We start from the raw sequence: 24,966 nt of genomic DNA, 5'->3' as shown, positions 1-24,966 counted from the left end.
GGGTGGTGGCGGCGGTAAGTTCACCGGCGTCGAGGAAGCGGTGGTTGGCGTCGGTTCCGGCGTGGACGGCTGCGGGGCGACAGAGGTCGACGGACCCGGAGCCGGAGCGGAGTTGTCGGGCAGAACGAGCCAGACGATCGGCACGATCACCGCAGCCGCCGCGACGACAAGGAACCCTATGCCGGCCTGCTTGGACCTGTACCACGGCTTCGGGGGACGCCGAAACGTCAGAGTGCTGCTGTCCGACGCGCGAAGCTGGCCGTTGACGGTCCAGGTGTTCACGGTCGGACTGGTCATTGGACGAGCCGGGGGCGCAGGGCGCGTCTCCCCCCGGTTCTGCTGCACAGGGGGAGGGGGTTCGCGTCGAGGCTCAGGGGAAACCTCGTACACGTATGTCGGCTCGGCGACCTGCTCAGCGCCGAACCACCCGTCGCTTTCGTACGGGTCGTCCTGCCGGTAATCGAAGCCCAAACCCGGCGGGGCTTCGCGCTCAGTCACCCCCCGATGCTAACGCTGGTGCGAAATAGCTGCGGTCAGTGCGCGGCGACCGCAGTTTCCTCGTCACTTGGTTTCTGCCCGATGCTGCGCAGCGACTGGCCAATGCGGACAGCTGTCGTCAACGCCTTGCTCGATCCGTGCGGACGACCGAAATGGAGCAGCAATGTGGCGCGCAGGGCTCCGGATTCGCACGGCATATTGCCGTGCAGGCTGCGATAACCCCAGAACAGGTATGCGTCTCCGACTTTCATGTCGACTCGGTGCAGATAGCCGGCATTATCGAGCTTTCCGAGAATGTGTTTGCGATAGAAGGCACTTTGTCCGACGGCTTTGTCGACGATGTTGGCGAAAACAGAACGCCGGAACGGTCGTTTGTTGAAGAGACCGACCAACTCGCCTGCGTCCCCGGGTGCGGCTTCTGGCAGAAAAATCGGTACCACCATCGTCACGACGCTGGCGTCGTAGTGAAACCAATACGCGTCGCCTTCGCCGCGCGGACCGGCAACTATTCGCAATGCGGAACCGGTCAATTGCAGAGTGCCGGGATCGTCGGGGAAGCGGGCGCAGACGATGTCGGTGAGCAGTGACACGACCGAGCGGCTCTTGATGAAAACCGCTGCATCGCTGTCTTCGTCGTCCTGCGGAGATTGTATGAAGTGATCGCGCGTGCCATGGGTTCGGAGCCGATCCTCGATGTCTTCTCGCGCATGGGCAAGCCATTCGTCGGGACGGCATTCCGGAGGCATACCACGCCGGATTCGTCCAATTCGTCGGCGATTTCACGAGGGTGGCGATACTCGTTGATCGGCTGCGTCATCGTCGCAGCAGTATAGGGGGTCGGAAATCGTGGTACGCACGCCTAGTCGCCTTTTTTCGCAGGCAAGGACGGCGACCCTGTTCTGTCGTTTCGATCCTCGCGTCAATGACTCTCGGCGTAGATTTTTCTGACGCTGAGCATCCCATCGAGCTAAGGAGCCAAGGTGGGTTACGTCGGGTACGTCGGCAGGGTAGGTGCGCTGGCCGTCGCACTCGGCGTGGGCCTCGCGGTGGGAACCATGCCGGGTCTCGCACTAGCGGAACCATCCGATTCGGCGTCGACGACTTCGGTGGAGTCCGACTCGCCGCCTCCGAAGAAGCACACGCCGAAGAAGAAGTCGTCCAGTACGCCGGTCAAGCCCGACGAGCCTGCCTCGACGGCTCCCGACACCGCTTCCGCCGCAACCCCGTCGGCTGCACCCGACACCGATACCGATGCCAGGGTGACCGCGACCGATAGAGACGAAAACACACCGACTACGCCGAAACACAAACCGCACAAGGTCGACCCCGACCGCGTGACCAAGATGTCATCAAGACGTTCATCGCCGTCGAGCGTCACGCCCAAGGTCAAGTCCAGCACCGACACCGTACCAACACCAAACCTTCCCAACGAATTTCGGTTCGCGGCCGACACGCCGAACTCGAGTGCACGGACCGTCACCGTCAGCACACCGGTCACGTCGCGTGTGGAGCCGCCCAAGTTCAGCAGTCCACTGACGCCGCTGAACATCGTCACGGAGGTGGTCTCGAGCCTGCTCGGATGGGTGGGGCTTGGCCCGTCGATGACCGTCAGTCCCTTTGCGCCGGTTCACGAGCCGGTGTTGTGGACCATGTTGGCCTGGGTCCGTCGCGAGATCGAGCAGACGCTGCGGATCGCGCTGCCCGCTGCGGGCGTGCAGCATGTCCCCGCGCTGATCGTCACGGGACCCAACCTGTTGGTGAACCCGGGCGCCGAACTCGGCGATCCGTCATTGTCCGGGTATAGCTCAGTGACCGTGCCGGGCTGGACGGTGACGGGTACCCCGACCGTCATCGAGTACGGCACACCGCGCCGGTTCCCGTGGCCCACTTCGTCGCCGGGCCCGACGTTCCCGCGGTTCCTGGCGTTCCCCACCTCGGCCAGTGCACCGCCCGACAGCGGCGAGCAGTTCTTCGGCGGGGGACCGGTCGCGACGTCCACTCTGAGCCAAATCGTCGACCTCCGCGCCGCTGCTACCGAAATCGATGGTGGCACCGTGCCTTACGCGTTGAGCGGATACCTTGGCGGATTCACCATCGATCCGTCTGCGGCCTCGGTCCGCGTCGAGTTCCTCGATGCAAGCGGGGGGAGGATTGGCACCGGCAGGATCCGCCCGGTCAGCGTGCTGGACCGCTTCTTCCAGACCCGGTTCCTCAGCCGTCAGGCCACCGGAACCATTCCGGTGGGCGCTCGCGCCGCACGCGTGGTCGTGACGCTGGCGGACCGCAACCCGGTGCTGGGCAACTACAACAACGCATACGCCGACAACCTGTCGTTCAGGGTCGGCTCGGAGAACGTCGTCGCGCCGACCCTCGTCCGACCGGAGTCGAATGTCGGCGAACTCGATCACGTGTTCATGGTCTACATGGAAAACAAGGGCTTCAGCGACATCGTCGGCAGCCGTAACGCGCCGTACCTGAACAGTCTCATCCAGACCTACGGGTTCGCATCGAACTACTACGCGCTGACCCACCCTAGCGACCCGAATTACTATCCGATCATTGGTGGTTCAGATTTCGGCTTCGACTACAACTGCCCGGCGGACTGTTTCGACCCCGCATTGAACCTGGCCGACAACATCGAGTTGGCGCACAAGACCTGGGCCGGCTACATGGAGGGCGGGGGCGGCTACAGCACACCAACCGACCGGTTGCCGTTCCTCGCGTTCCATGACATCTACGACGACCCGGCCCGCGTGGAGAGCCACTTGTTCGATCTGTCGGAAATGGCAGGAGATCTCGTCGTTCCCCATCTGGCGCCCGATTTCGTGTGGTTCGCCGCCGACGACGCGACGAACATGGAGGGACCCACCGATACCCTCGCCGGCATCATCGGATGGGCGTTGAGTCAGCTCACGCCGCAATTCCTTGGCGGACACCAATACAACGTGGCGGCGGGCGACCGATGGCTCGCGGAGACACTGCCCATCATCATGGACTCGAACACCTGGAACGACCCCAACGAGCGAAGCGCGATCTTCCTGACCTTCGACGAGGACTACAACAACATCTCGTTGGGCATCGGCAATGACGGCAACCACATCGTCACCGTGGTCATCCCGTCACCGGGTGCCGTCGCAGGTGGGATGCGAGCCGGTGCGTTCATCGCCGACGACCGCTACGACCATTACAGCCTGCTGCGAACGATCGAGGATTCGCTCGGGCTTCCACCGCTGACGAACAACGACCGCTACGCGTACCCCATGAACGAATTCTGGACGTAGACGCCCGTCGTACGATCCCGGTGTGACGTCGCCGGATGCGCAACGACTGCGTGACCTCAAGCTGCTGCGCCGGGTCCGCGACCGGATGGACCGCGAGTATGCCCAGCCGTTGGATGTCGAGGCGCTCGCGCGGGGCGTGAACATGTCGGCGGGGCACCTGTCGCGCCAGTTCAAACTCGCGTACGGGGAGTCGCCGTACTCCTATCTGATGACGCGCCGGATCGAGCGGGCCATGGCGTTGCTGCGCGGCGGTGACATGAGCGTCACCGAAGTCTGTTTCGCCGTCGGATGCTCGTCGTTGGGGACCTTCAGCACCCGCTTCAGCGAATTGGTCGGCATGTCGCCCAGCGCCTACCGCGACCAGGCGACCGGCGCGGTCGGCGGGCTCCCGTCGTGCGTGGAGAAGCAGGTCACCAGGCCGATCAGGAATCGAGAAGCGCCCGCCACCCGGCTACACATAACGTGAGCGGCATGAACCTCACCATTCACTCCAGCATGTTGCCGCTCGACGATCCGGATGAGTCGCTGGCGTTCTACCGCGACGTCCTCGGCTTCGAGGTTCGCCTCGACGTCGGCAACGGCAAGATGCGTTGGATCACGGTCGGCCCGCCCAACCAGCCCGACACGAATGTGGTGCTCTACCCGCCGGCGGCCACGCCCGGCCTCACCGACGACGAGCGCCGCCTGATCGCCGAGATGATGGCCAAGGGGACGTTCGGTCAGCTCAACCTGGCCACCGAGGACCTCGACGCCACGTTCGAGAGGGTGCAGGCTCGAGACGTCGAGGTAGTCCAGGAGCCGACCCAGCAGCCGTACGGCGTTCGCGACTGCGCACTGCGTGACCCCGCCGGAAACATGGTCCGAATCCAGGAGATCCGCTGATCCATGGAAAAGCCAACTCGGTCGCCGGCCCTGCACGCGGCGGACAGCCACGAAGTGATCCGGGTGCACGGCGCCCGCGAGAACAACCTCAAAAACGTCAACGTCGAACTGCCGAAGCGTCGGCTGACGGTGTTCACCGGCGTCTCGGGGTCGGGCAAGAGTTCGTTGGTGTTCGACACGATCGCCGCGGAATCGCAGCGGCTGATCAACGAGACCTACAGCGCTTTCGTGCAGGGTTTCATGCCGACGTTGGCGCGGCCTGACGTCGATGTGTTGGACGGGCTGACCACCGCGATCGTCGTCGGCCAGGAGCGGTTGGGCACCGATCCCCGCTCCACGGTCGGCACCGCCACCGACGCCAACGCGATGTTGCGCATCCTGTTCAGCAGGCTCGGGCAACCGCACATCGGTTCGCCGCAGGCGTTCTCGTTCAACGTCGCCTCGATCAGCGGCGCGGGGGCGGTGACGTTCGAGCGGGGCGGCCAGACCGTCAAGGAGCGGCGCGACTTCAGCATCACCGGGGGTATGTGCCCGCGCTGCGAGGGCCGGGGTTCGGTGAACGACTTCGACCTGGCCGCGCTATACGACGACAGCAAGTCGCTCAACGAGGGTGCGCTGACCATCCCGGGCTACAGCATGGACGGCTGGTATGGCCGAATCTTCCGGGGCTGCGGCTTCTTCGACCCGGACAAGCCGATCCGCAAGTACAGCAAGAAGGAATTGGACGCCCTGCTGTACAGGGAACCGACCAAGATCAAGGTCGACGGCGTGAACCTGACGTATTCGGGGCTGATTCCGACAATTCAGAAGTCGATGCTGTCCAAGGACGTCGACGCGATGCAACCGCACATCCGGGCGTTCGTCGAGCGGGCGGTGACGTTCACGACGTGTCCGGAGTGTGACGGCACCCGCCTGTCCGAGTTGGCCCGATCGTCGAAGATCAACGGGGCCAGCATCGCCGATGCGTGTGCGATGCAGATCAGCGATCTGGCCGAATGGGTCAAGGCGCTGAATGAACCGTTCGTGGCCCCACTGCTGGAGGCGCTGCAGCACAGCCTCGACTCCTTCGTGGAGATCGGGCTCGGTTACCTGTCACTGGACCGGCCCGCCGGGACGCTGTCGGGCGGTGAGGCGCAGCGCGTGAAGATGGTGCGCCATCTTGGTTCGTCACTGACCGACATCAGCTACGTGTTCGACGAGCCGACGATCGGCCTGCACCCGCACGACATTCAGCGGATGAACGACCTGCTGCTGCAATTGCGCGACAAGGGCAACACCGTGCTCGTGGTCGAGCACAAGCCGGAGGCAATCGCGATCGCGGACCACGTAGTCGACCTCGGCCCAGGGGCGGGCGCGGCGGGCGGCGAGGTGGTGTTCGAGGGCACCGTCGAGCAATTGCGGGACAGCGGCACCCTGACGGGGCGGCACCTGGACGACCGGGCGGCGTTGCAGAAGAAGACACGTAAGTCCAACGGCGCGCTACAGATTCGCGGTGCCGATACTCACAACCTGCAGAGCGTCGACGTCGACATCCCGTTGGGGGTGCTGGTGGTCGTGACCGGGGTCGCGGGCTCGGGTAAGAGTTCGCTGATCCACGGATCGGTGGCGGGGACGGACGGTGTGGTGGCGATGGACCAGACGCCGATTCGAGGCTCGCGGCGCAGCAATCCGGCGACCTACACCGGATTGCTCGAACCGATCCGCAAGGCGTTCGCGAAGGAGAACGGGGTGAAGCCGGCCCTGTTCAGCGCCAATTCCGAAGGCGCGTGCCCGAACTGCAACGGCGTCGGGGTGATCTATACCGATCTGGCCATTATGGCGGGCGTCGCCACACAGTGCGACGTGTGCGAGGGCAAGCGGTTCGACGCGTCAGTGCTCGAATACAAGTTGGGTGGCCGCGACATCAGCGAGGTACTGGAGATGTCGGTCGCCGACGCATTGTCGTTCTTCGGTGGTGAAGCCAAAGTGCCTGCAGCACACAAGATTCTGGTTCGGCTTGCCGATGTCGGTCTGGGCTATCTGGCATTGGGTCAGCCATTGACCACGTTGTCCGGTGGCGAGCGGCAGCGACTCAAGCTGGCGACGCAGATGGCCGCCAAGGGTGACATCTACATCCTCGACGAGCCGACCAGCGGCCTGCACCTCGCCGATGTCGAGCAGTTGCTCGCGCTGCTGGATCGTCTTGTCGATTCCGGTAAGTCGGTGATCGTGATCGAGCATCACCAGGCGGTGATGGCGCATGCCGACTGGATCATCGACCTCGGCCCCGGCGCCGGGCATGACGGTGGCCGCATCGTCTTCGAGGGCACGCCGGCTGATCTGGTCGCCGCTCGCTCCACGTTGACCGGCGAGCACCTGGCCGAGTACGTCCGCGCTTGACGGGCCGTCACATCAGGCCGGGCGGAATGGGCGCAGGAAGCTGGATCGGCGGAACGTCGGCGGGCAGTTGCACGGCGGGGACGTCGGCGGGCAGTTGAACGGCGGGCACCGGGGCCGGTAGTTCGACGGTCGGAATGTCGCTGGGCAGTTCGACGACCGGAACGTCGGCGGGGTAGACGAACGGCGGAACGCCGACCGGCATCGGCAGGACGGGCAGCGGCAACGCCGAAATGTTGGGCGGCACCGGAACCGTCGGTGCCGGCGGGTCGGGTGGTACGGCCGACGCGGGTGCCGGTGCGGTGCCGACAGCCAAAAGTGTGAAGGCGACCACAACGAGTCGACGGCGCATGGCACAAGGTTAGGACCGTCGCCGGTGAATCGATAGGCTCCGGCCATGGCGAACGTGCTGGCGGTCAATCTGGCGCATCCTTACCCGAATTCCGACAAGGACTCGCTGTTGACCGGCATCGACAAGCGTCCGACGGGTGACACGGTGAGTGTGCGCGCTCCCGGCCCCAAGCACGGCGGCCTCGGCAGTGGCCTGGTGGGTGACTACATCGGTGATCAGCAGTATCACGGCGGCGACGACCAAGCGGTGTACGCGTACGCCCGCGAGGACCTCGACATGTGGGAACGAGAGCTGGGGCGCGACCTGAACAACGGCGAGTTCGGGGAGAACTTCACCACCGAAGCGCTCGACGTCACCGGCGCTCGTATCGGCGAGCGATGGCGGGTCGGCGCCGATGGGCTGGTGCTCGAGGTGACCCGGCCGCGCATCCCGTGCCGGACGTTCGCAACTTGGCTGTCGATCCGGGGCTGGGTGAAGACGTTCACGAAGGCGGCAACGCCCGGTGCATACCTCCGAGTGATCGAGTCCGGATCGGTGCGCGCGGGCGATTCGATCGTCGTCATTGATCAACCGAGCCACGACGTGACCGTGGGCTTGGTGTTCCGAGCGCTAACGCTGGAACCGGAGCTACTGCCGCAAGTTCTGCAAGCCGATGCGTTGGCCGATGAGATCAAGGATCTGGCTCGCCGCCGCATCGATTCGTAACACCGTCGCGGGCGTGGCGCCGCGATGAGAATTGCCTTGCGGTGCAGTCTGAATGGCATGGGCAAGCTCATCTATGGCTTCAACGTGTCTTTGGACGGGTACATCGCCGACGCGCAGGGCAACATCGACTGGTCAGAGCCGAGCGAAGAACTGCACCAGTACTGGAACGACTTCGAGCGGGAGACCGCCCTGTCGCTCTACGGCCGGCGGCTCTACGAACTGATGTCCGCGTACTGGCCGACCGCCGACCAGGCGCAGGACGCCACCCCGTTGATCGTCGACTTCGCGCGCATCTGGCGCGACATGCCCAAGGTCGTGTTCTCGCGCACGTTGGAGTCCGTCGACTGGAACTCGCGCCTGGAACGCGGCGACCCGGTCGAGGTGGTGACGAAGCTGAAAGCCGAAACCGACGGGCAACTGGAGGTGGCCGGCGCGACGCTGGCCGCACCGATCGTGCAGGCCGGACTGGTGGACGAATACCGGATCGTCATCGCGCCCATCGCCGTAGGCGGGGGTACCCCGTTCTTTCCGACGCTGCCGTCATGGATCTCGCTGCGACTGGTGGAGAACCGCACCTTTCCGGGTGGCACGGTGCTGCTGCGCTATGAGGCGAAACATGACTGATCGGACCAGTTACGTTGCGGCGCAGGTGATTTAGTGCGCCTAAATCGTCACTGTGACATATCGAAGGGCTTGGTGGTGTGGATCCCGCAGGTGCAGTCGTCGATCGACGGGCAGGTGCATTGCATGCCCCACTCGATGATCTGCCGGGCGCGTTGCAACTCGGCGATGCGCGCGTCGATCTCGGCGAGTTTGGTCTCCGCGAGCGCGCGACTGGCGGGCCGGCCGGGGGCGTCGTCGGCGAACAACACCTGAATCTCGTCGAGGGCGAACCCGGCGGCCTTGCACAGCCTGATCACGTCGAGGCGGGCGACGATCGACTGGTCATAGCGGCGCTGACCGCCGACGCGATCGGGGGACCGGATGAGGCCGATTCGCTCGTAGTAGCGCAGCGTGGTGGCCGCCACGTCAGTCTGCCGGGCGAGTTCGCCGATCGTCAGAGTGCTGGTCAAGATTCGACCTCCGATTCCGGGCTTGACTTAGAGTCAACTCTAAGTCGTTGACTGTAACCATGCAGAAGCACAAGCAGCCAGTCGACCTTGTCCATGAGTTGAGCGGCGCCCGGTACGCCATGCTGCGGACGTACCGGCGCGACGGTGCCGCGGTCGACACCCCGATATGGTTCGACCTTCAAGGAAGCTCCTTGGTGTTCCGGACGAAGGTCGGGCCAAAAACCAAGCGGATGACCGCGCACTCGGAGGTCGAGATCACCGCGTGCGATTACCGTGGCCGGATCATCCGCGGTGCCGGCACGTTCACCGGTCGAGCGACCATACTGTCCGGCCACGAGGCCACAGAAGCTAATCGCGCGCTGCATCGGCGGTATGGGTGGCAGTGGAATACCGTGCCGCTGGTGAAGCTTCCCGGCGTCACCAATGTGCACAGCGAGTTGTCGGTGCGAGAAAAGCTGCGGCGGGCGCGCGACCGAAATGTGTGGCCCGACAGCGCAATTGTGCGAATCGACTTCGATGGACGCGCATCGGATGGTGGCGGACCCGATACGTCACAGTGACGTATTCCGTTGGGGGACAGGCGTCTTCGCGGGGGAGCGTTAGGACCTCTTGTCCGTGGATCGGGACCGCGCCGGCCGCTTCCGTGCGACCGATGTCCCGCTGCTCGCAAGCCGGCTGAGCGTGGACGCACCGGGCAGCGACGACACGGCGTTGTAGACGTCGTTGCCGGTTGCGACAAGGGCTTCGAGTTGAGGCAGCAACGCATCCATCGTCCGGATCATCGGATCGGCCAACGCGAGGTACCGTTCGGCGCGATCGATCGCCGTGTTGAGGCGCTCTGTGGCGATCGCGAGATTCTCGATCAGGTCAGGCAACTGGCTCGCAAGTTGGATCGAGGCGGGTGGGATGCGCATCGCCCCGCTGGCGACCGATTGCGCGGTGTCGGCGGCCGCCTGCGCGGCGGCCTTGATCTCTTTCGGGGTCGGAACCTTCGGGTTCGGCATTTGGTAACCATGACGCGGATGCGCGCATCTGTCCGAGGTTTGCGGTAACACGCGCGTCTTTCGGTCGTTAGAAGCGTGAACGATCTTGAAGCCGGTCTCGTTGAATGCGATATAGCGTCGCAGGAAGGACGAATTGTGCCGAGTTCACTGATTTCCACGCGTACCCGACGATGGCTTGCGGTCGGTGGCCTAGCCATTGTCGCGGCCAACGCAGGCACGCCCGTCGCCGAAGCCGATTTGGTCTTTCCGACGGCCGGTTCGGAGTCCGTCGGAGCCACGGTCGACGACCTCAAGACTCAGGGGTTCAACGTCGTGGTCAACTTCTTGGAGGGCCAGCCCAACGTTGCGTTGTCGGCATGCACCGTCATCGGGATCGACGACCCGAGCCCGCCGACAGCGGATCCGGCAACGGTCACGGTGTCGGTCGACGTCGAATGCCCGAATGCGAAGTAGTCAGCGGCCCGCCACGCTGAGTGCAATTCGTCACGGTGACGAAAGCATGGGCACCCGCGGGGAAGGACTGAGGCCGGGCCTGCCGGTCGGGCGTCGTGTTCACGCGTGATTTCGGTGTGATTAGTCGCGCTCATCGCGACCGAACGCACCGAAATCGCCGGCGGTCCGGCGTGGGGAGGACGGGGCACGCACCCGACAATTGTCCCTTCTCATTCAATCTGCGCCCGCGCACGGCCTTGACCTGCGTGGAACAAGAAGGGTGAGAATCGATTTGGTCAGATTTCTCAGTGAATCGTGAACTAGCGGTCTGGTGCGTAACGGCGGTATCTCGGGTCGATTGAGCTGAAGTTATTCAGTTCAGCCCACTCGTATCCGGCGCTTCGTCAGTCGGTGGACAGACAGGTGCTGCAGACCGGGCACCAGCGGACCTCGCCCCCGAGCAGCGCTTCGATGGATGACAGATCTTCGACGTGTAGCGTGCACGCCTCGCGGAGAGGTGCACCCGGATTATGTCGACAATGAACTTCGCCCGCTCGACCGGCGTCTTGCCGTACCCGTCGACAGCAGTGGTGCCATGGGCGATCACGTCGCCCTCGTCGAGCTCGCGCTCCTCGTAGCGTGTTTCGCCGTCACTATCCGTACCAATCAAAGCGCGGGGAAGCGATGTCAGCATTGAATGGATAGCAGAATTATTCATGAATCTCGTCCGTGTCCCGCTCATCATTTCAGGTGCGTGAATCGATCGGCCGGCCGGCAGGTGCCTAGTGCGTCGCGGCATCAGACTTCGGTATGGGCGACCTCGCTAGGACGCGGTCGGCTCAATGACGGACAAGTCCGCTGCCACCGCCACGGCATTGTTGCCTCGGATCGACGCCGTCGCCCCTCACCGCGTCGGCTGGGAACTCAGCGACTGGCTGACACCGGCCATCTGATCGCGGCGGCCTAACCCGACACTTGGAATCCCGACTGGGGTGGCCCGCGTTCGGAGCCAAGCCCAACCTGCAGTAGAAATCATTCTTTGACAGACACCTGATCAGCTCCAGCCCAATCCTCACCGCACTCGCTTGCAAGCTGTCGGAGACGACGACCCTATTCGACCAACCACATGGAGACGGGGAACGCGCAGAGTCGCGCAAGTATTGCCAAACCCCAGCGTTGGTTGTCGGAACTCCACTTGCCTCAATGCCAACCGACCCACACGCCAGCTAACGCTCCCAGCGCCAGCGTTAGCACGCGCCGGCCCCCGAAGATGGTTCGTTTGACTGAGTCGAACACACGGACTCTTCTGCTGACTTGATTTGCCAGGATCGCACGCGGAATCCAATGTGTGTCGAGCGCGCTGCCAACGTTGTACATGTTGAAGTTGCAGATGAGTCCTTGCGATCCTCACCTCGCGGATGCCAAGGCTTCGACATCGCTGGGAAAGTAGCAAATTGAGCGAACCTGTTACGCTGCCGTCGATTTGGAGGCCTTGGGCGCTTGGGCCCGCGCGTGGGTTGGCCTACGCCGCGGCTGGGGAGGTCCAATTTGGAGGCTGTGCGCAGTGCCACTCTGAGGGACGGACAACAGCAGCGCGCACAGCCTCCTGCGCTACCTCTTATCGCAAACGCGAACTGAACTCAGGTAGTCGATTACTCTTGTTCGGCCAATCCCGAGTATTGGATCATGATTGCGCGAGACAATCTTGGCATCCACGGTGGCTTGAGGGGGAATCGTGAATCGCATCGCCGCGTGCACAATTCAGCAAATCGCCAAACCTGGTACGCCAAGCGCATGCAGTGACTGACGGCCATGCAGTTATCTGGCCGCGGGGGTATCGGCCGTCCGTCGATCGGTGGTCCGGCTCGCCTCGGCTCTGACGATTACCGCCCACGCCGACGGCGACCGCCCGGGATCAGAGAGTGCAATGGCACGGGCACGGAGGTCATTCGAACGTCGCACAGCGGACCGCTCACATGAGAGTCCTCGTAGTGACAGAGATTCGCCTTTACCGCGACGGAGTCGCCGACTCGTTGCGCCGCCTTGATGAGGTTGAGTTGGTAGAGACCGCGGCCACCGGACCAGCCGCTGTGATGACTGTTCGCCGTACTAATTGCGATGTCGTTCTTCTTGATATGGCGTTGCGCGACAGCACCCAGGTAGTCGCCGCTCTGCTGACTGCCCGCCCGGCGCTGAAGGTGATGGCTCTGGGCGTTCCCGAGGACTCGACCGAGGTTGTCGAGTGCGCCGAGGCGGGCATCTGCGGCTACGTTTCCCGCGAGGCGACACTCGCCGAGGTCGGCGAAGCACTGCACTCTGCGCTGCGCGGAGAGGCGGCGGTAACACCCAAGTTGGCCGCCCGGCTCCTGCGCCACATCGCTTTTCAGGCCCGCTCCCGCCGCGGCGGCGAGGTCCCCCAACAGTTGACCCCCCGCGAGCGGCAGGTCATGCAGCTACTGGAGAACGGAATGACCAACCGCCAGATCGCCCGGGCACTTGACCTCGAGGTCAGCACGGTCAAGAACCACGTTCACAACCTGCTCGCAAAGTGTGGGGTCGCCGCACGTGGTGATGTCGTTGCCGCCTGCGGTCGGGCGCAGCTAGCCGCTGACGGCGAGCGCAGCGAGATCCAGAACCCGGGTCCACTCCCGGCCGTCACGACCCGCCTCAAACGAGCCGACTAGCGACCCGTCGAATCCCTGCCGGACGCACGGCCCGGCGTTGCGATCTGCCGCGTCCCCGGCCGAAAGGCCTTACAGGCGAGCCGAATCATCCTGCCCACAATAACTTTCGTTCGCGGCGGGGCCGCCTCGGAGCCGTCCGCAACGGATCCGGATCTGCCCGTCGGTACCGATCGACGAACCGATCCGTCGGAACAAAGATCTAGATCGCCGATCAAAACCAGATCCCCCGGCGGATAGACGAACGCAACGCAATGACGCGTACTGGCTTGGTGGCTGCGTCTGGTTCGCACGTTCGGGTGGCACTCGTCGGCTGCTCGGGCCTGCTGGGCGACATCATCGGGCAGACGGTGGCTGCGCAGCCGGACCTCGACGTCGTCGCAGAGCTGGCCTCGCCGGGCCGCGAGGGCACGTTGCCCGAGGTGGACGCCGACATCGTGGTCTGGAACAACGCCGATGAGGAGATCATCGCCCAATGGCTCGCCGGGCCATCCCGGCGTGTACCTCGAGTGCTGGCCACACTCGTCGACGGGCAGCAAGCTGCGTTGTGGGAGTTGACCCCGCACCGGACCGAGCTAGGAGCCCTGTCCCCGGACACGCTCATCCAGACGATCCATGACACCGGTGCGGCGCCGTCATGATCACCGCGATCCGGGCGACGAGCCGTACCATCGCCGACTTCCTCCAGGCCGAGCTCGAGGCCGACCCTGACCTCGGCCCGTTGTTCTCCGGCGGCGGTGCGATGCGGGTCTACCTGAACACCCCGGCGCAGATGACGGGTAACCGCTCGGGCCTGTCGGTCTGGCTGTACCGGGTCACCCGCGACGATGTGACGCTCAACCGGCCACCAGAGCGGGTCAGCCCGACACGCCTTGCGCCCGCGCCGCTCCCGGTGCGCCTGCACTATCTCATCGCCCCCATCATCAACTCGAACGCCGCGGACTCACCCGAGACGGAACAGGTCATTCTTGGCAAGGCCCTGCAGGCTCTCAACGACCACCCGCAGCTTCGCGGAGTCGACCTCAAGGACGACTTCCAAGGCACCCGCACCGTCGTGACGAGCCGGTTCGAGGGACTCAGCATCGACGAGCTGGCTCGCGTCTGGGATGCGCTCAACGCGTCGTACCGGACATCGGTGTCCTACGAGGTCACTGTCATCGACATCGAGACGCCGTTGCGCACCGAAACCGCTGCGCCGGTGCACATCCCACTCGTCGAACCGGCCGTGATCGTGGGTGGGCCATGACCCGCTCGACAGTGATCGCGAACCAGAACCAGTACACCGTCAGTCCCCTGTCGCCGCGCGCCCAAGGACATGTCTTCCAGGCCGTTGTCAGCGCGCAGCTCATTGATGGCCTCACCGGTGCTCCCGTCGAGAGCGCGCGAGTCAGCACCGGTTTTCCCGGCTTGCAGTCGCGCACAGCGCGCAGCGGCTTCGTCGGACTGGCCGGCGACCCGTCGCGGGCACTGCCGGGTCTTGCCACGACGACCTATGACGTCGACGTCCTCATCGAGGCGCCCGGATACCTGCCCCGGCAGGAGGTGGCGGCGTTCGCCACCGACCCTGCCTTCCCAGCGGCGTTCGCCCCCGCCGATTTCGGAACAGTCGTGCTGCGCAGGCTTCCCGTCGTCCTGCACGTCAGGAGCTACGAACTCGGTCCCAGCAACCGACCGGTGCCGCTGCCCGGCGCCGACGTCACTGTCGAGGGGTACTGGACCAGCGTCGCTGGGATCGGAGCCGCCGCGGCGACCACACCGCTGTTGGGCGTCGCGCCCGGGCTGAGCGCACGCCGACCGGGCGGCGCTGTGATCGACCGGCCCACGCTGACTCCGGCCGCCGAACCAGCGCGCACCCTGGACGCCGCGGCCGCCGCCGGCGCGACCCGCATCGCGGTGAGCAACACCGGCTCACTGGTGCCCGGGAACCTGGTGGGCCTCGACCTGGGCGATCCCGAGCGCGCCGAGCGCATCGAGGTCCTCGCGGTCCACGGTCCGGCCGACGCGCTGTCGCCCGCCGAGTTCGAGCTGCGGTTCCCGCTCGCAGTCGGCCACGCCGAAGGCGCCTCCGCGGTCCGCATCCCGGTGCCCGCTGGGCCCGCGCCGGCGGTCAACCTCACGGCCGAGGCACTGGCTGGCGACCGCACGTTAGCCGTCGGCTCGCTCGCGGGGCTGGCCGCCGGACAGGCCGTGCGGATCAGCGGCGGCTCCGCGGCGGCTGAGTATCGCATCGCCGAGCTCTACGAAACCACCACAGACGCCGACGGATTCGCACGACTGCCCGCCTTCACCGGACTGGCCGCACTCACGCTGTCCGCCGTGTCAGCCGGCCTCGACGCCACCGCGCGCGTCAGCCTCACCCAGCCATCACCGGCAGTGAACCTCACGCTCACCTGAGCGTCGTGAACAACGGAGGAAGCGATGCCTGAATACCTCGCCCCCGGCGTGTACGTCGAAGAGGTCGACACGGGTGCCAAGCCCATCGAAGGTGTCAGCACGAGCACCTGCGCGATGGTCGGCGTGGCCGAACGCGGTCCCGTTAATGTCCCCATCCTGGTGACCAGCGTCGGCGAGTATGTACGGCTGTACGGCGGCCAGCTGCGAGCGGGCGACGACTATTACGGCGACCACCGCTTCCTCCCGCACGCCATCGAAGGTTTCTTCACCAACGGCGGCAAACGTGTCTACGTCGTGCGCGTCGTCCACGATGCTGCGACCAACGCCGAGTCCCCCCTGTTCGACCGCGGCGACGCCGCGTCGGTGACCACCACCTTGTTGCGCGCCGCGGGCGAGGGGACCGGTTCAGCGGCCGCGCCGCCCAGCCTGATCGTCGTGTCCAGCGCGGCTCTTGGCAACGGCGATTGGGTCCGCATCGGCGACGGCAGCACCGCGGAGTACCGCCAGGCCGCCGGAGCATCCGCTGTGGCCGACGTGGTCGTGGCGACCGACCTGCCGCTAGCCCGGTCGCACCCGGCGGGAGAAAGCGCAGAGGAGTACGCCCGGGTGGCTGGTCCGGCATTCACGCTCGAAGTTGCCCCCGAGGCGCGAGACACCGCCGTCGTTGTTCAGGGAGCGAGCAACGACGTTGCCGGCCTCGCGCCGGGCACCGTGCTAGAGATCGGCGCGGCGGGTTCCGCCGAATACCGCCTGGTACGGGACACCAGCGCGATCACCGTCGTCAGCGGGACGGACTCCACCGCCCGCGTGCGGCTGGACGCCCCCCTGGTCTCGGCATACGAGGATGGCACCGCGGTGACGTCGATCGACCTGACCGCGGCAGCAGTGCAGACCTCGACCATCACCAGCGCGACAGCAGGCTCCCCGGTGTTCTACGTCGACGACACCCAGGGCAACCTCGACGACCGGACTCACCTCGTGGTGGTGGGTAATACCGCGACCCGCGAGGTGCGCCGCATCGGGCAACTCGACAGCCTCGACGTGTCGCCGGGCGCCCTCGACGACTACGAGGCTGGCAGCCTCGTAGAGGCCGTCGAGTTCGCCGCCGCCAGAACCCTGTCGGCAGGCGCCTTGGCAGGAGCCCACGAGCTTGTGCTGCAGCCAGACCAGGCCGCCGGACTCGTTGCGGGACAACAGCTCATCGTCAATCCCACTGCGCCGCAAACGGTCACCATCCAGGCGATCGGCGCGGACAATGCGACCCTTACCGTGACCGAGCTGGCTTCGGCCGCCAACGTCAACGACGAGGTGGTGCCGGCGCCGAAGCAGACCACGGCTGACGCTGCCGCCGGCGCCCGCGTGCTCGCGGTCGACGACCGAGTCGGACTGACGACAGGTGCGCTGCTGCGGGTGGGCGGCGGTGCGGGGCAGCAGGTCGTCACCGTCTTGTCGCTGCCGGCGCAGAGCGGAGTCACGCCGGACGCGGGCAACGTCGTCGTCACCCCACCGCTAGCCACCGCAATGCCCGACGGCACCGCCGTGACGATCCTCGGCGAAGCATCCCGAATCGGCGGACGCCAGTTCACCGCCCTTGTACTCGGTGTCGGCGCTGGAGCCTCGGAATTCCTCGTGAGCGACGGGGACGCGTTTGCGGGCACCGAGACTATCCGCGTCACCACCCTCGGAGGAGACGTCAGTTTCCACACGCTGAATCAGAACGCTGCGCCCGCCGCACCTGAGGAGTTGACTCTCACCACGGCGCTCGCCCGCTCGCACCCCAGCGGCTCGGCGGTCGTGCAGCGCGCCCCGCTATTCACCGTTCAGGCACTCGATGCCGGCTCATGGGGCAACCGGCTGCGCGTCAGCGTGATCGACGACAACCCGGGCCTCGTCAGCCACACGACGATCGATGCGATCGTCAACGCCACCACGATCCGGCTCGCCTCTCGCTCCGGCGTGCAACCGGGAACGGTGCTCGAGATCAGCGACCCGACTACGGGCGCGGTGCTCGGTGACCCCGTCAAGGTCCGCGAAGTGGACCGCGCGACCGGCAATATTCGGCTGGCCGGGGCGGGTCTGTCCGCGCAGCAGAATGTGAGCGGCAACGGCGTGCGGTCACGGGAATTCACCCTCGAAGTACTTCTGTTGCGCCAACCTGACCCCGCGACGCCGTCGCGCGACGCGCAGGTGATCGACCGCGAGATCTTCCGCAACCTGTCACTGGACCCCCGGCACAGCAACTACATCGAAAAGGTCATCGGCGACATCGACGGGGCGAAGCGCCGGTGGGATCACCGAGCCGAGGGTGCCTCACTCTATATCCGGGTCCGCGACGCGGCGACGACCGCGGCGGTGACCGAGACAACCCGGCTCGGCCCCGAAACCCTGGTCGACCCACAACCCGATGGCAGACGGCTACCGGCACGGCTTGCGCTCGAGACGGTCCTCGGCGGTGACGCGATCCTGTCGCTCACCGATAACAACTACCTCGGCAGCGACAACGCCGACCCCGAGAAACGCACCGGCCTGCAAGCCGTGCGCAACATCGAGGAAGTCAGCCTCGTCGCCATACCGGGCCGCGTCGAACAACGACTGCAGCAGGGTGTCATCGACCACTGCGAGCTGATGCGGTACCGGTTCGCGGTGCTCGACAGCGCCCCCGAGCCCAACGACACCATCGTCGATGCGCAAAACCAGCGCCAGCAGTTCGATACCAAGTACGCCGCGCTGTACTACCCGTGGCTGACGATCCCCGACCCCTATCCGGCCAACCTCGCCGACGTACGCGCGTACCCGATCCCACCGTCAGGCCACGTGCTCGGCGTCTACGCCCGCACCGACATCGACAGGGGAGTGCACAAAGCCCCGGCCAACGAGGTTGTGCGCGGCATCACCGGTCTGCGGCGCAAGGTCAACAAAGAGCAGCAGGACATCCTGAACCCCTACCCGGTCAACGTCAACGTGATCCGGGACTTCCGCGACAACAACCGGGGAATCCGGGTGTACGGCGGCCGCGTGATCACCTCCGACCCGGACTGGAAGTACGTCAACGTCCGACGGCTGCTGATCTTCATCGAGGCTTCCATCGACCGAGGCCTGCAGTGGGTGGTATTCGAGCCGAACTCCGAGCCGCTGTGGGCGCGGGTGCGCCGCACGATCACCAACTTCCTGCTCGTCGTGTGGCGCAACGGTGCCCTGGAAGGGACCGTGCCCGAGGAAGCCTTCTTCGTGCGTTGCGACCGCACCACCATGACCCAGACCGATATCGACAACGGGCGGCTGATCGTGCAGGTCGGCGTGGCGCCCGTCAAGCCGGCCGAATTCGTGATCGTACGGATCGGCCTGTGGACCGCCCGCTCCGACAGCTAACCCCAGGAGACGCAGATGGCAGACGACCGCAACGACCCGTTCCGGACATTCAACTTCCGGCTCGAGATCGACAACGTCCCGGTCGCGGCGTTCAGCGACGTCACCGGGCTGCAGTCCGACGGCGACGTCGCCGACTACCGGACCGGGATGGACCTCCCGCTGACCACCCGAAAGCTCCCGGGGCTGCGCAAATTCGGCCCCATCGGGCTCAAACGCGGAATGGTCAAGGACACCACACTGTGGGACTGGTACCGCAACATCGCCAACGGCAAGCCCGACCGGCGCAACGGCACCGTGGTCCTGATGGACGAGGAGCGCAACGACGTGCTGCGCTGGCACTTCGAAAGCGCCTGGCCGAACAAGATGTCCGCGTCGGACCTGAAAGCCTCCGGCAACGAGGTTCTCATCGAATCCATCGAACTGATCGTCGAAAACATCACGTTCGAAGCCGCGTGACATGTTCGCCACCGACCAGGCGCCGGGCGTCTACTACCAGACCGTCGACGCGGGCAGCCCGCCCGTCGAACCGCTGCGCACTGACATCACCGCCATCATCGGCATCGCCGAGCGTGGCCCGATGGACATGCCGGTGCCGGTCGAGTCGTGGCAGCAGTTCGTGTCCTGGTTCGGGGGCTGCACACCTTCCGGCTACCTGGCCTATGCCGTGCGCGGGTTCCTGGAAAACGGCGGACGTCGCTGCTGGGTGGTCCGCGTCGCCTCCAACGACCCGCTGACCGGATCAGCTGCGGCCTCGGCCCTGCTGCGCGACGCCGCCGGTCCGGTGTGGCGGGTCAGCGCGAGCAGCCACGGCGTGTGGGGCAACCAGCTGTCCGTCGTGATGCGCGAGGTGAACCGCGCCCAGCTGTACACGGTCGCCCAGGACCCCGCCGGGCGCTGGAGCGAAGTACCGAGCGTGGCCGGGCTCGCGCGCTCAACGCTGGTGCGAGCCACGCAATCCGGCACGGGGTTCCTCGCGTACCGCACCGTGGCCACCACCGACGCCGTGACGAGCCGCGTCTACTGGACCCACCCCGACCCCGGCGCGGGCCTGCCGTACGACGCACCGCTGACAGGGGTGGACCCAGATCAGCCCGTGCTGCTGGAAACCGTCGACTATCGCATGCTCGCCTACGAACGCGGTCGGCTACTGCGGATGTATGACCGGCTGTCGCTGGTCCCCGAGCACCCGCGCTACGGCCCGACCGTGCTGGCCCCGACGGCTGCGGCGTTCGCGTCACCGGAGCCCGTCGTGCTCGAGGAACTGCGTTCCGGCGTGCCCGCACTCACCGTTCTCGACGTCGTCGCCGGCGTGCAGCCGCTATCCGGGGCGCGCGACGGTCTGGCGAGCCTCACCGTCGGCGACTTCGTCGGTGAACCGTTCGCCGACGACGACTCCGACGAGGCGCGGGCCCGTAAACGCCGCGGCCTACGCGCTGTCGCGGACATCGACGAAGTGGGCCTGCTCGCCGTACCCGACATCCACATCCACCCCGCCGTTCTCAACGAGTTCGCGCCGCCACCGCCGTGCGTGCCCGACCCATGCCTCGACGACCCCCCCGTCGAGCCTGCGCCGCCGGTCATGGCGCCCCCAGAACTGCCGCCGGTCTTCACCACAGCAGACGTCTACCGCGTGCAGGCCGAGATGGTGCTGCAGTGCGAGCAGAAGCGCGACCGGTTCGCGCTGCTCGACGTGCCGCACGAGGTGGCGCTGGACGCGGTGTCGGGGATCCGCGGCGTGCTCGACTGGCGCGCCCGATTCGACACCGACTACGCGGCGCTGAACTACCCGTGGCTGAAGGTCAGCGATCCCATCCGCGCCGCCGGGGCCATCCGCCTGCTTCCCGCCAGCGGCCACGTCGCGGGGATCGTCGCGGCCACCGACCTCGAGCATGGCGTGCACCGCGCCCCGGCCAACCGGCGCATCGACTGGGCGCTGGGTCCCAGCGCGGCCGTATCCGAGGAACGCCACGCCGTGCTCAACCAAGCCGGCGTCAACGTCGCCCGCAGCGCAGACGGCCGCGGGCTGCGGCTGCTCGGTGCGCGGACGATGTCCTCAGACCCCGATTGGGTGTTCATCAACGTGCGCCGACTCGTCTCCATGATCGAAAAGGCGCTTGGCAACGCGCTGCAGTGGGCGGTCTTCGAGCCCAACGGCTTTTTGACCCGCGCCCGCGCCACCATGACCGCCACCTTCTTCCTCGACACCCTCCACGAAGCCGGGATGCTGGCCGGCGCCAGCGCAGAGGAGTCGTTCTTCGTGCACTGCGACCTCAACAACAACCCGCCCGAACAGCGCGACGTCGGACAGCTGCTAATGGAGATCGGCATCGCCCCCGCGCAACCGTTCGAGTTCGTGGTGCTGCGGGTGGGCCGGGTCCACGACTCCATACAGGTCCGCGGTGCCAGCACCGCCCTCGGAGCGACCGGGACGGGGTTCTGACCATGTCGCTGCTAGCGGGCCTCGAAACGACGACGGGCATCCGGCTCGACCCACCGCTGAACCACAACTTCATGGTCCTGATGGCCGACACCAGCAGCGCCGGGTCGTTCATCAAATCAGGCGTCGCCTCGCTGCTCGGCGACGCCCTCTTCGGCGGGTTTTCGGAGTGTGAGGGCCTCAAGATGCTGCAGGAGGACGAGAAGCGCCACGAGGGCGGGCTCAACAACACCGAGCATCGCTTCCCGACCCGGTTGACGTGGCCCAATCTCGTACTCACCCGCGGTGTTTCGCGGATCAGTCAGAGCGGATGGGACTGGCTGTACGGGTTCGGCGACGGCAAGGTCAAGCGGATGGACGGCATCGTCCTGCTCATGGACGAACGGCGCATCCCGCACAACATCTGGAAGTTCCGCAGGGGGTTCCCCGTCCGCTTCGAGGGCCCGAAGCTCAACGGCTCGGCCAACGAGGTTGCCGTCGAAGCGCTCGAGATCGCCCACGAGGGACTGTGGCAGCTGTCGATCCTCAAACTCGGCGCCGAAGCCGTCGGGGTGAACCTCTGATGGCCGGCGAGATTCAAGAACTGCACACCTCCGTCGATGTCGTGGACTCGGCGGCGCTGCTGGCACCGGAGGTGCTCAACCAGATCGTCGAGGCGGTCATACAACGGATCGACGCCCGGGATCGGGATAACGCATCGCGCGGCAGCGAGCGTGATCTGCGCTCAGTCGTCCAGCAGCAGCGCGCACCCCAAGGACGGTCCGCATGGCCGAGCTGAGCAAGGCGAAGTTCAAGGTGTTCAAGCTCGACGGGTCGTCCGACGAGATCACCGTCCAGTACAACCCGAACAGCCTGTCATTCGAAAAGCCCGTGCAGACCGTCGAGATCGCCATCCCAGGCCTCGACAGCCCCCTCAAGCAGTTCATCCGCGGCGGTACCGAGACCGCCAGCGTCGAACTCTTCTTCGACACCACCGACCGGGGGATGGGCATCGGTGCCACCAGCGTCACGACGCTGACCGACGCGTTCTACGGCCTGGTCAAGATCGACCCGCAGACACACGCCGCGCCAGTCTGCTCGTTCATCTGGGGAGAGAAGTTCCCCGGCGACAAACTGCCCGAACGCTACGGCAACCAGCGGCGCAGCGAGTTCTCCTGCGTGGTCACCAACGTCAAGCAGGACTTCAAGCTGTTCAGTCCCGACGGCACCCCGCTGCGCGCCGTGCTCACGTTGAAGCTCGACGAGTACGTGCCGCTGCACCGGCAGCTGCAGCAGCTCAACCTGCAGTCGGCCGATCACACCCGCAGTCATCTGCTCAAACAAGGGGAGTCCTTGGCGCTGGTGTCCTGGCAGTACCTGCACAACGCCCGGGACTGGCGACATGTCGCCAACGCCAACGCCATCGACGATCCACGCCGGGTCACACCCGGGCAGACCCTGACCATTCCGCCGCTGACCTAGGACGCGCCCGTGACGACCACCACCATGCAGCAGGAAGCCGACCGCCTCGGCGGCTTCTACGTGCCGCGGTACGAGGTCAAGATCGAAGGCGCAAACCTGCCCCGCGACGTGGTCTTCGACGTGCGCAGCGTCACCTATCGCGATGACGTGGACGGCCTCGACAGCTTCGACCTCGTCGTCAACAACTGGGACGAACCGAACCACCGATTCAAATACATCGGCTCCGAAACCGCGAGCATGCTCAAGCCGGGCCACGCCGACTACCCGCGCGTCACGCTGTTCGAGCCGTGCGGCAAAGAGGTCGAGCTGCGGATGGGCTACGGCAACGACTTCATCACCATGCTGCGGGGCAGCTTCACCACCATGCAGCCATCCTTTGCCGGGGGCGCCGCCGAACTCACCGTCAGCGGCATGAACGTGCTGCATCAGCTGCGCCGCAAGCAGTACACGACCACCTGGACCGACAAGAAGGACAGCGAAATCGCGCGCGACATCGCCGCGCGCACCGACAACGGCCACAAACGCTTCCCGCTGCCGATCAAGATCGACGACGAGGCGCTCGGCAAGGAAAAGTCGATCCCACTGGTCACGCAACAAAACACCTACGACATCGACTTCCTGTTCCAGCGGGCCCGCAAGCGCGGCTATGTGATGTTCGTCCAGGAGGCAGACGAGACACGGCCACGGCAGCTTTATTTCGGGCCGTCACGCCCCGGCATGATCCCCGGCATCCGCGACGTGGTCTACGAACTCGCGTGGGGCCGGTCGTTGCTGGAGTTCAAACCGACCATCAAAACGGCCAACCAGATCGGCAAGGTCACCGTGCGGGGCTGGCACCGGACCCGCAAGGAGCCCATCAGCCGCACCGTGGATCTGGACGACGAACGCATCACCGCCAATAAGGACCTGCACCGGGTCATCAACGCGTGCGCGGCCCGCGAGGAGATGGTGGTCGACGAGCCCGTCTTCACCAATTGCGAGGCCCGCGAGCGCGCGATCGCGATCCTGCTCGACCAGACCAAGGAGCTGGTCACCGCCGACGTGAAGATCGTCGGATTGCCGGAACTTCGGGCCGGTCAGATCGTCGTCATCAAGGAGCTGGGCGCACGGTTGTCCGGGAAGTACTTCGTCACCAAAACCCAGCACAGCATGGACGAGTCGGGCTACCTGACGACATTCAGCTGCCGACGCGAGGCCGGTGTCGACTGATGGACCAGCGTTTCTACGGCGTCACCATCGGCCTGGTCACGTCACTGGACGACCCCGAGGAGCAGGGCAGGATAAAGCTGCGTTTCCCGTGGCTGGCCGACCAGGCCGACAGCGGCTGGGCGCCGATCGCCTCGCCCATGGCCGGTAAGGACCGCGGGTTCTACTACATGCCCGAGATCGACGACGAAGCGTTGGTGGCGTTCGAGTTCGGCGACTTCAACCATCCGATCGTTCTCGGCTTCCTGCACAACGGGCTCGACACGCCGCCGTACGACGGCATCGACCGCCACGTCCGCCGCGTCAAGAGCGTCGCCGGACACGTCCTGGAGTTCGACGACCGAAGCGGGCAGGAAAGCGTTCGCCTGCGCAGCGACAGCGGCCACCAACTGGAGCTGCACGACCCCGGCGGGTACGTCGAAGTCACCACCGCCGGCGGTCAGAAGATCCGGATGCAGGACACCCCCGGCCAGATCGAACTGTCCACCACCACGGGCACCACCGTCACGATCGACGACGCCCCAAGCCAGATTCAGCTGCGCACCGTCACCGGGGTGTCGCTGACGATCTCTGACGTGGGAGGCGTATCGATATCCGCCCCCGCCGGTGCGGTTTCGGTGAACAGCCTGATGTCCCAAGTGATCTCGGCCGGTGCAGTGTCGGTGATAGCGCCGTCGGTCAACGTCGACACCGCGATGCTGCGCGTCAACGCGGCAATGGCGATGTTCAGCGGCGTCGTGCAGTGCCAAACCTTGCTGTCCAGCGCGGTCGTCAGCGCTATGTACACCCCCGGCGTCGGGAACCTGTTGTGAGGC

At 65.7% G+C, this 24,966-nt stretch carries 25 protein-coding genes; 20 read left to right on the top strand and 5 right to left on the bottom strand.

Annotated features, from left to right (window positions below):
* The coding region (locus tag A5724_RS33815) for a hypothetical protein (protein ID WP_156752313.1) at nucleotides 1–498 on the bottom strand (498 nt) is incomplete at its 3' end.
* 35 nt (nucleotides 499–533) lie between these two features.
* On the bottom strand, nucleotides 534–1,244 hold the full coding sequence (locus A5724_RS16470; RefSeq protein ID WP_067803801.1) for a hypothetical protein: 711 nt from the start codon (nucleotides 1,242–1,244) through the stop codon (nucleotides 534–536).
* A 234-nt stretch (nucleotides 1,245–1,478) separates the two neighbouring features.
* On the opposite strand from A5724_RS16470, the gene A5724_RS16465 reads away from it, so the two are divergent.
* The 4 genes from A5724_RS16465 (at nucleotide 1,479) to A5724_RS16450 (ending at nucleotide 7,040) form a co-directional block, all read left to right on the top strand.
* Nucleotides 1,479–3,779: an alkaline phosphatase family protein gene (locus A5724_RS16465; RefSeq protein WP_067803798.1), complete on the top strand. Its 2,301-nt coding sequence runs from the start codon at nucleotides 1,479–1,481 to the stop codon at nucleotides 3,777–3,779.
* Between the two features lie 85 nt (nucleotides 3,780–3,864).
* Nucleotides 3,865–4,245, top strand: coding sequence for a helix-turn-helix transcriptional regulator (locus A5724_RS16460; protein WP_067803909.1), 381 nt, complete (start codon nucleotides 3,865–3,867; stop codon nucleotides 4,243–4,245).
* A 5-nt stretch (nucleotides 4,246–4,250) separates the two neighbouring features.
* The gene (locus A5724_RS16455; protein WP_067803906.1) at nucleotides 4,251–4,661 is read left to right on the top strand and encodes a VOC family protein; all 411 of its coding nucleotides are present in this window, start codon (nucleotides 4,251–4,253) and stop codon (nucleotides 4,659–4,661) included.
* A gap of 3 nt (nucleotides 4,662–4,664) precedes the next feature.
* Nucleotides 4,665–7,040: an excinuclease ABC subunit UvrA gene (locus A5724_RS16450; protein WP_067803795.1), complete on the top strand. Its 2,376-nt coding sequence runs from the start codon at nucleotides 4,665–4,667 to the stop codon at nucleotides 7,038–7,040.
* Between the two features lie 7 nt (nucleotides 7,041–7,047).
* On the opposite strand, the gene A5724_RS16445 is transcribed toward A5724_RS16450, so the two are convergent.
* A complete protein-coding gene (locus A5724_RS16445; protein WP_067803792.1) occupies nucleotides 7,048–7,389 on the bottom strand; it encodes a hypothetical protein in 342 nt (113 codons plus the stop codon).
* A 45-nt stretch (nucleotides 7,390–7,434) separates the two neighbouring features.
* Here A5724_RS16445 and A5724_RS16440 point away from each other — a divergent pair, with 45 nt between their 5' ends.
* A complete protein-coding gene (locus A5724_RS16440; protein ID WP_067803789.1) occupies nucleotides 7,435–8,094 on the top strand; it encodes an MOSC domain-containing protein in 660 nt (219 codons plus the stop codon).
* Between the two features lie 57 nt (nucleotides 8,095–8,151).
* Nucleotides 8,152–8,718: a dihydrofolate reductase family protein gene (locus A5724_RS16435; protein ID WP_067803787.1), complete on the top strand. Its 567-nt coding sequence runs from the start codon at nucleotides 8,152–8,154 to the stop codon at nucleotides 8,716–8,718.
* A 47-nt stretch (nucleotides 8,719–8,765) separates the two neighbouring features.
* On the opposite strand, the gene A5724_RS16430 is transcribed toward A5724_RS16435, so the two are convergent.
* Nucleotides 8,766–9,167: a MerR family transcriptional regulator gene (locus tag A5724_RS16430; protein ID WP_067803784.1), complete on the bottom strand. Its 402-nt coding sequence runs from the start codon at nucleotides 9,165–9,167 to the stop codon at nucleotides 8,766–8,768.
* 59 nt (nucleotides 9,168–9,226) lie between these two features.
* Between A5724_RS16430 and A5724_RS16425 the strand changes: the two genes are divergently transcribed.
* Nucleotides 9,227–9,727, top strand: coding sequence for a PPOX class F420-dependent oxidoreductase (locus tag A5724_RS16425; protein ID WP_067803781.1), 501 nt, complete (start codon nucleotides 9,227–9,229; stop codon nucleotides 9,725–9,727).
* A gap of 39 nt (nucleotides 9,728–9,766) precedes the next feature.
* On the opposite strand, the gene A5724_RS16420 is transcribed toward A5724_RS16425, so the two are convergent.
* Entirely contained in the window at nucleotides 9,767–10,171 is a 405-nt protein-coding gene (locus A5724_RS16420; RefSeq protein ID WP_067803778.1) for a hypothetical protein, read from the bottom strand.
* Between the two features lie 135 nt (nucleotides 10,172–10,306).
* Here A5724_RS16420 and A5724_RS16415 point away from each other — a divergent pair, with 135 nt between their 5' ends.
* From A5724_RS16415 to A5724_RS16350, 13 genes are all read left to right on the top strand, one after another.
* Nucleotides 10,307–10,624 (top strand): hypothetical protein, encoded by a 318-nt coding sequence (locus A5724_RS16415; protein ID WP_082965067.1) that lies wholly within the window; start codon nucleotides 10,307–10,309, stop codon nucleotides 10,622–10,624.
* 1,970 nt (nucleotides 10,625–12,594) lie between these two features.
* A complete protein-coding gene (locus tag A5724_RS16405) occupies nucleotides 12,595–13,287 on the top strand; it encodes a response regulator transcription factor (protein ID WP_197518683.1) in 693 nt (230 codons plus the stop codon).
* A 269-nt stretch (nucleotides 13,288–13,556) separates the two neighbouring features.
* Nucleotides 13,557–13,925, top strand: coding sequence for a hypothetical protein (locus tag A5724_RS16400; RefSeq protein WP_156752311.1), 369 nt, complete (start codon nucleotides 13,557–13,559; stop codon nucleotides 13,923–13,925).
* Nucleotides 13,922–14,530, top strand: a complete 609-nt coding sequence (locus tag A5724_RS16395; protein ID WP_067803765.1) for a DUF4255 domain-containing protein — start codon at nucleotides 13,922–13,924, stop codon at nucleotides 14,528–14,530. Before A5724_RS16400 ends, A5724_RS16395 begins: the two co-directional genes overlap by 4 nt.
* Nucleotides 14,527–15,678, top strand: a complete 1,152-nt coding sequence (locus A5724_RS16390) for a hypothetical protein (protein WP_067803762.1) — start codon at nucleotides 14,527–14,529, stop codon at nucleotides 15,676–15,678. The genes A5724_RS16395 and A5724_RS16390 overlap by 4 nt, the downstream gene beginning before the upstream one ends.
* Nucleotides 15,679–15,702: 24 nt before the next feature.
* On the top strand, nucleotides 15,703–19,047 hold the full coding sequence (locus A5724_RS16385; protein WP_067803760.1) for a phage tail sheath subtilisin-like domain-containing protein: 3,345 nt from the start codon (nucleotides 15,703–15,705) through the stop codon (nucleotides 19,045–19,047).
* A gap of 15 nt (nucleotides 19,048–19,062) precedes the next feature.
* The gene (locus tag A5724_RS16380) at nucleotides 19,063–19,503 is read left to right on the top strand and encodes a phage tail protein (RefSeq protein WP_067803756.1); all 441 of its coding nucleotides are present in this window, start codon (nucleotides 19,063–19,065) and stop codon (nucleotides 19,501–19,503) included.
* A gap of 1 nt (nucleotide 19,504) precedes the next feature.
* Complete coding sequence (locus A5724_RS16375) at nucleotides 19,505–21,487, top strand: phage tail sheath subtilisin-like domain-containing protein (protein WP_067803753.1); 1,983 nt, start codon at nucleotides 19,505–19,507, stop codon at nucleotides 21,485–21,487.
* A gap of 2 nt (nucleotides 21,488–21,489) precedes the next feature.
* Nucleotides 21,490–22,047: a phage tail protein gene (locus A5724_RS16370; RefSeq protein WP_067803750.1), complete on the top strand. Its 558-nt coding sequence runs from the start codon at nucleotides 21,490–21,492 to the stop codon at nucleotides 22,045–22,047.
* Entirely contained in the window at nucleotides 22,047–22,262 is a 216-nt protein-coding gene (locus A5724_RS16365; RefSeq protein WP_067803747.1) for a hypothetical protein, read from the top strand. Before A5724_RS16370 ends, A5724_RS16365 begins: the two co-directional genes overlap by 1 nt.
* Nucleotides 22,250–22,945 (top strand): LysM peptidoglycan-binding domain-containing protein, encoded by a 696-nt coding sequence (locus A5724_RS16360; protein WP_067803743.1) that lies wholly within the window; start codon nucleotides 22,250–22,252, stop codon nucleotides 22,943–22,945. The genes A5724_RS16365 and A5724_RS16360 overlap by 13 nt, the downstream gene beginning before the upstream one ends.
* 9 nt (nucleotides 22,946–22,954) lie before the next feature.
* Nucleotides 22,955–24,154 carry a phage late control D family protein gene (locus A5724_RS16355; RefSeq protein WP_067803741.1) on the top strand — a complete coding sequence of 400 codons (1,200 nt, stop codon included), beginning with the start codon at nucleotides 22,955–22,957 and terminating at the stop codon, nucleotides 24,152–24,154.
* On the top strand, nucleotides 24,154–24,963 hold the full coding sequence (locus A5724_RS16350; protein WP_067803738.1) for a phage baseplate assembly protein V: 810 nt from the start codon (nucleotides 24,154–24,156) through the stop codon (nucleotides 24,961–24,963). Before A5724_RS16355 ends, A5724_RS16350 begins: the two co-directional genes overlap by 1 nt.
* The last annotated feature ends 3 nt before the right edge of the window (nucleotides 24,964–24,966 follow it).

Origin of the sequence: Mycobacterium sp. ACS1612, assembly GCF_001667505.1 — a bacterium.
In the GTDB taxonomy this organism is placed as follows: domain Bacteria; phylum Actinomycetota; class Actinomycetes; order Mycobacteriales; family Mycobacteriaceae; genus Mycobacterium.
This window is presented reverse-complemented; position numbering and strand designations above follow the sequence as displayed.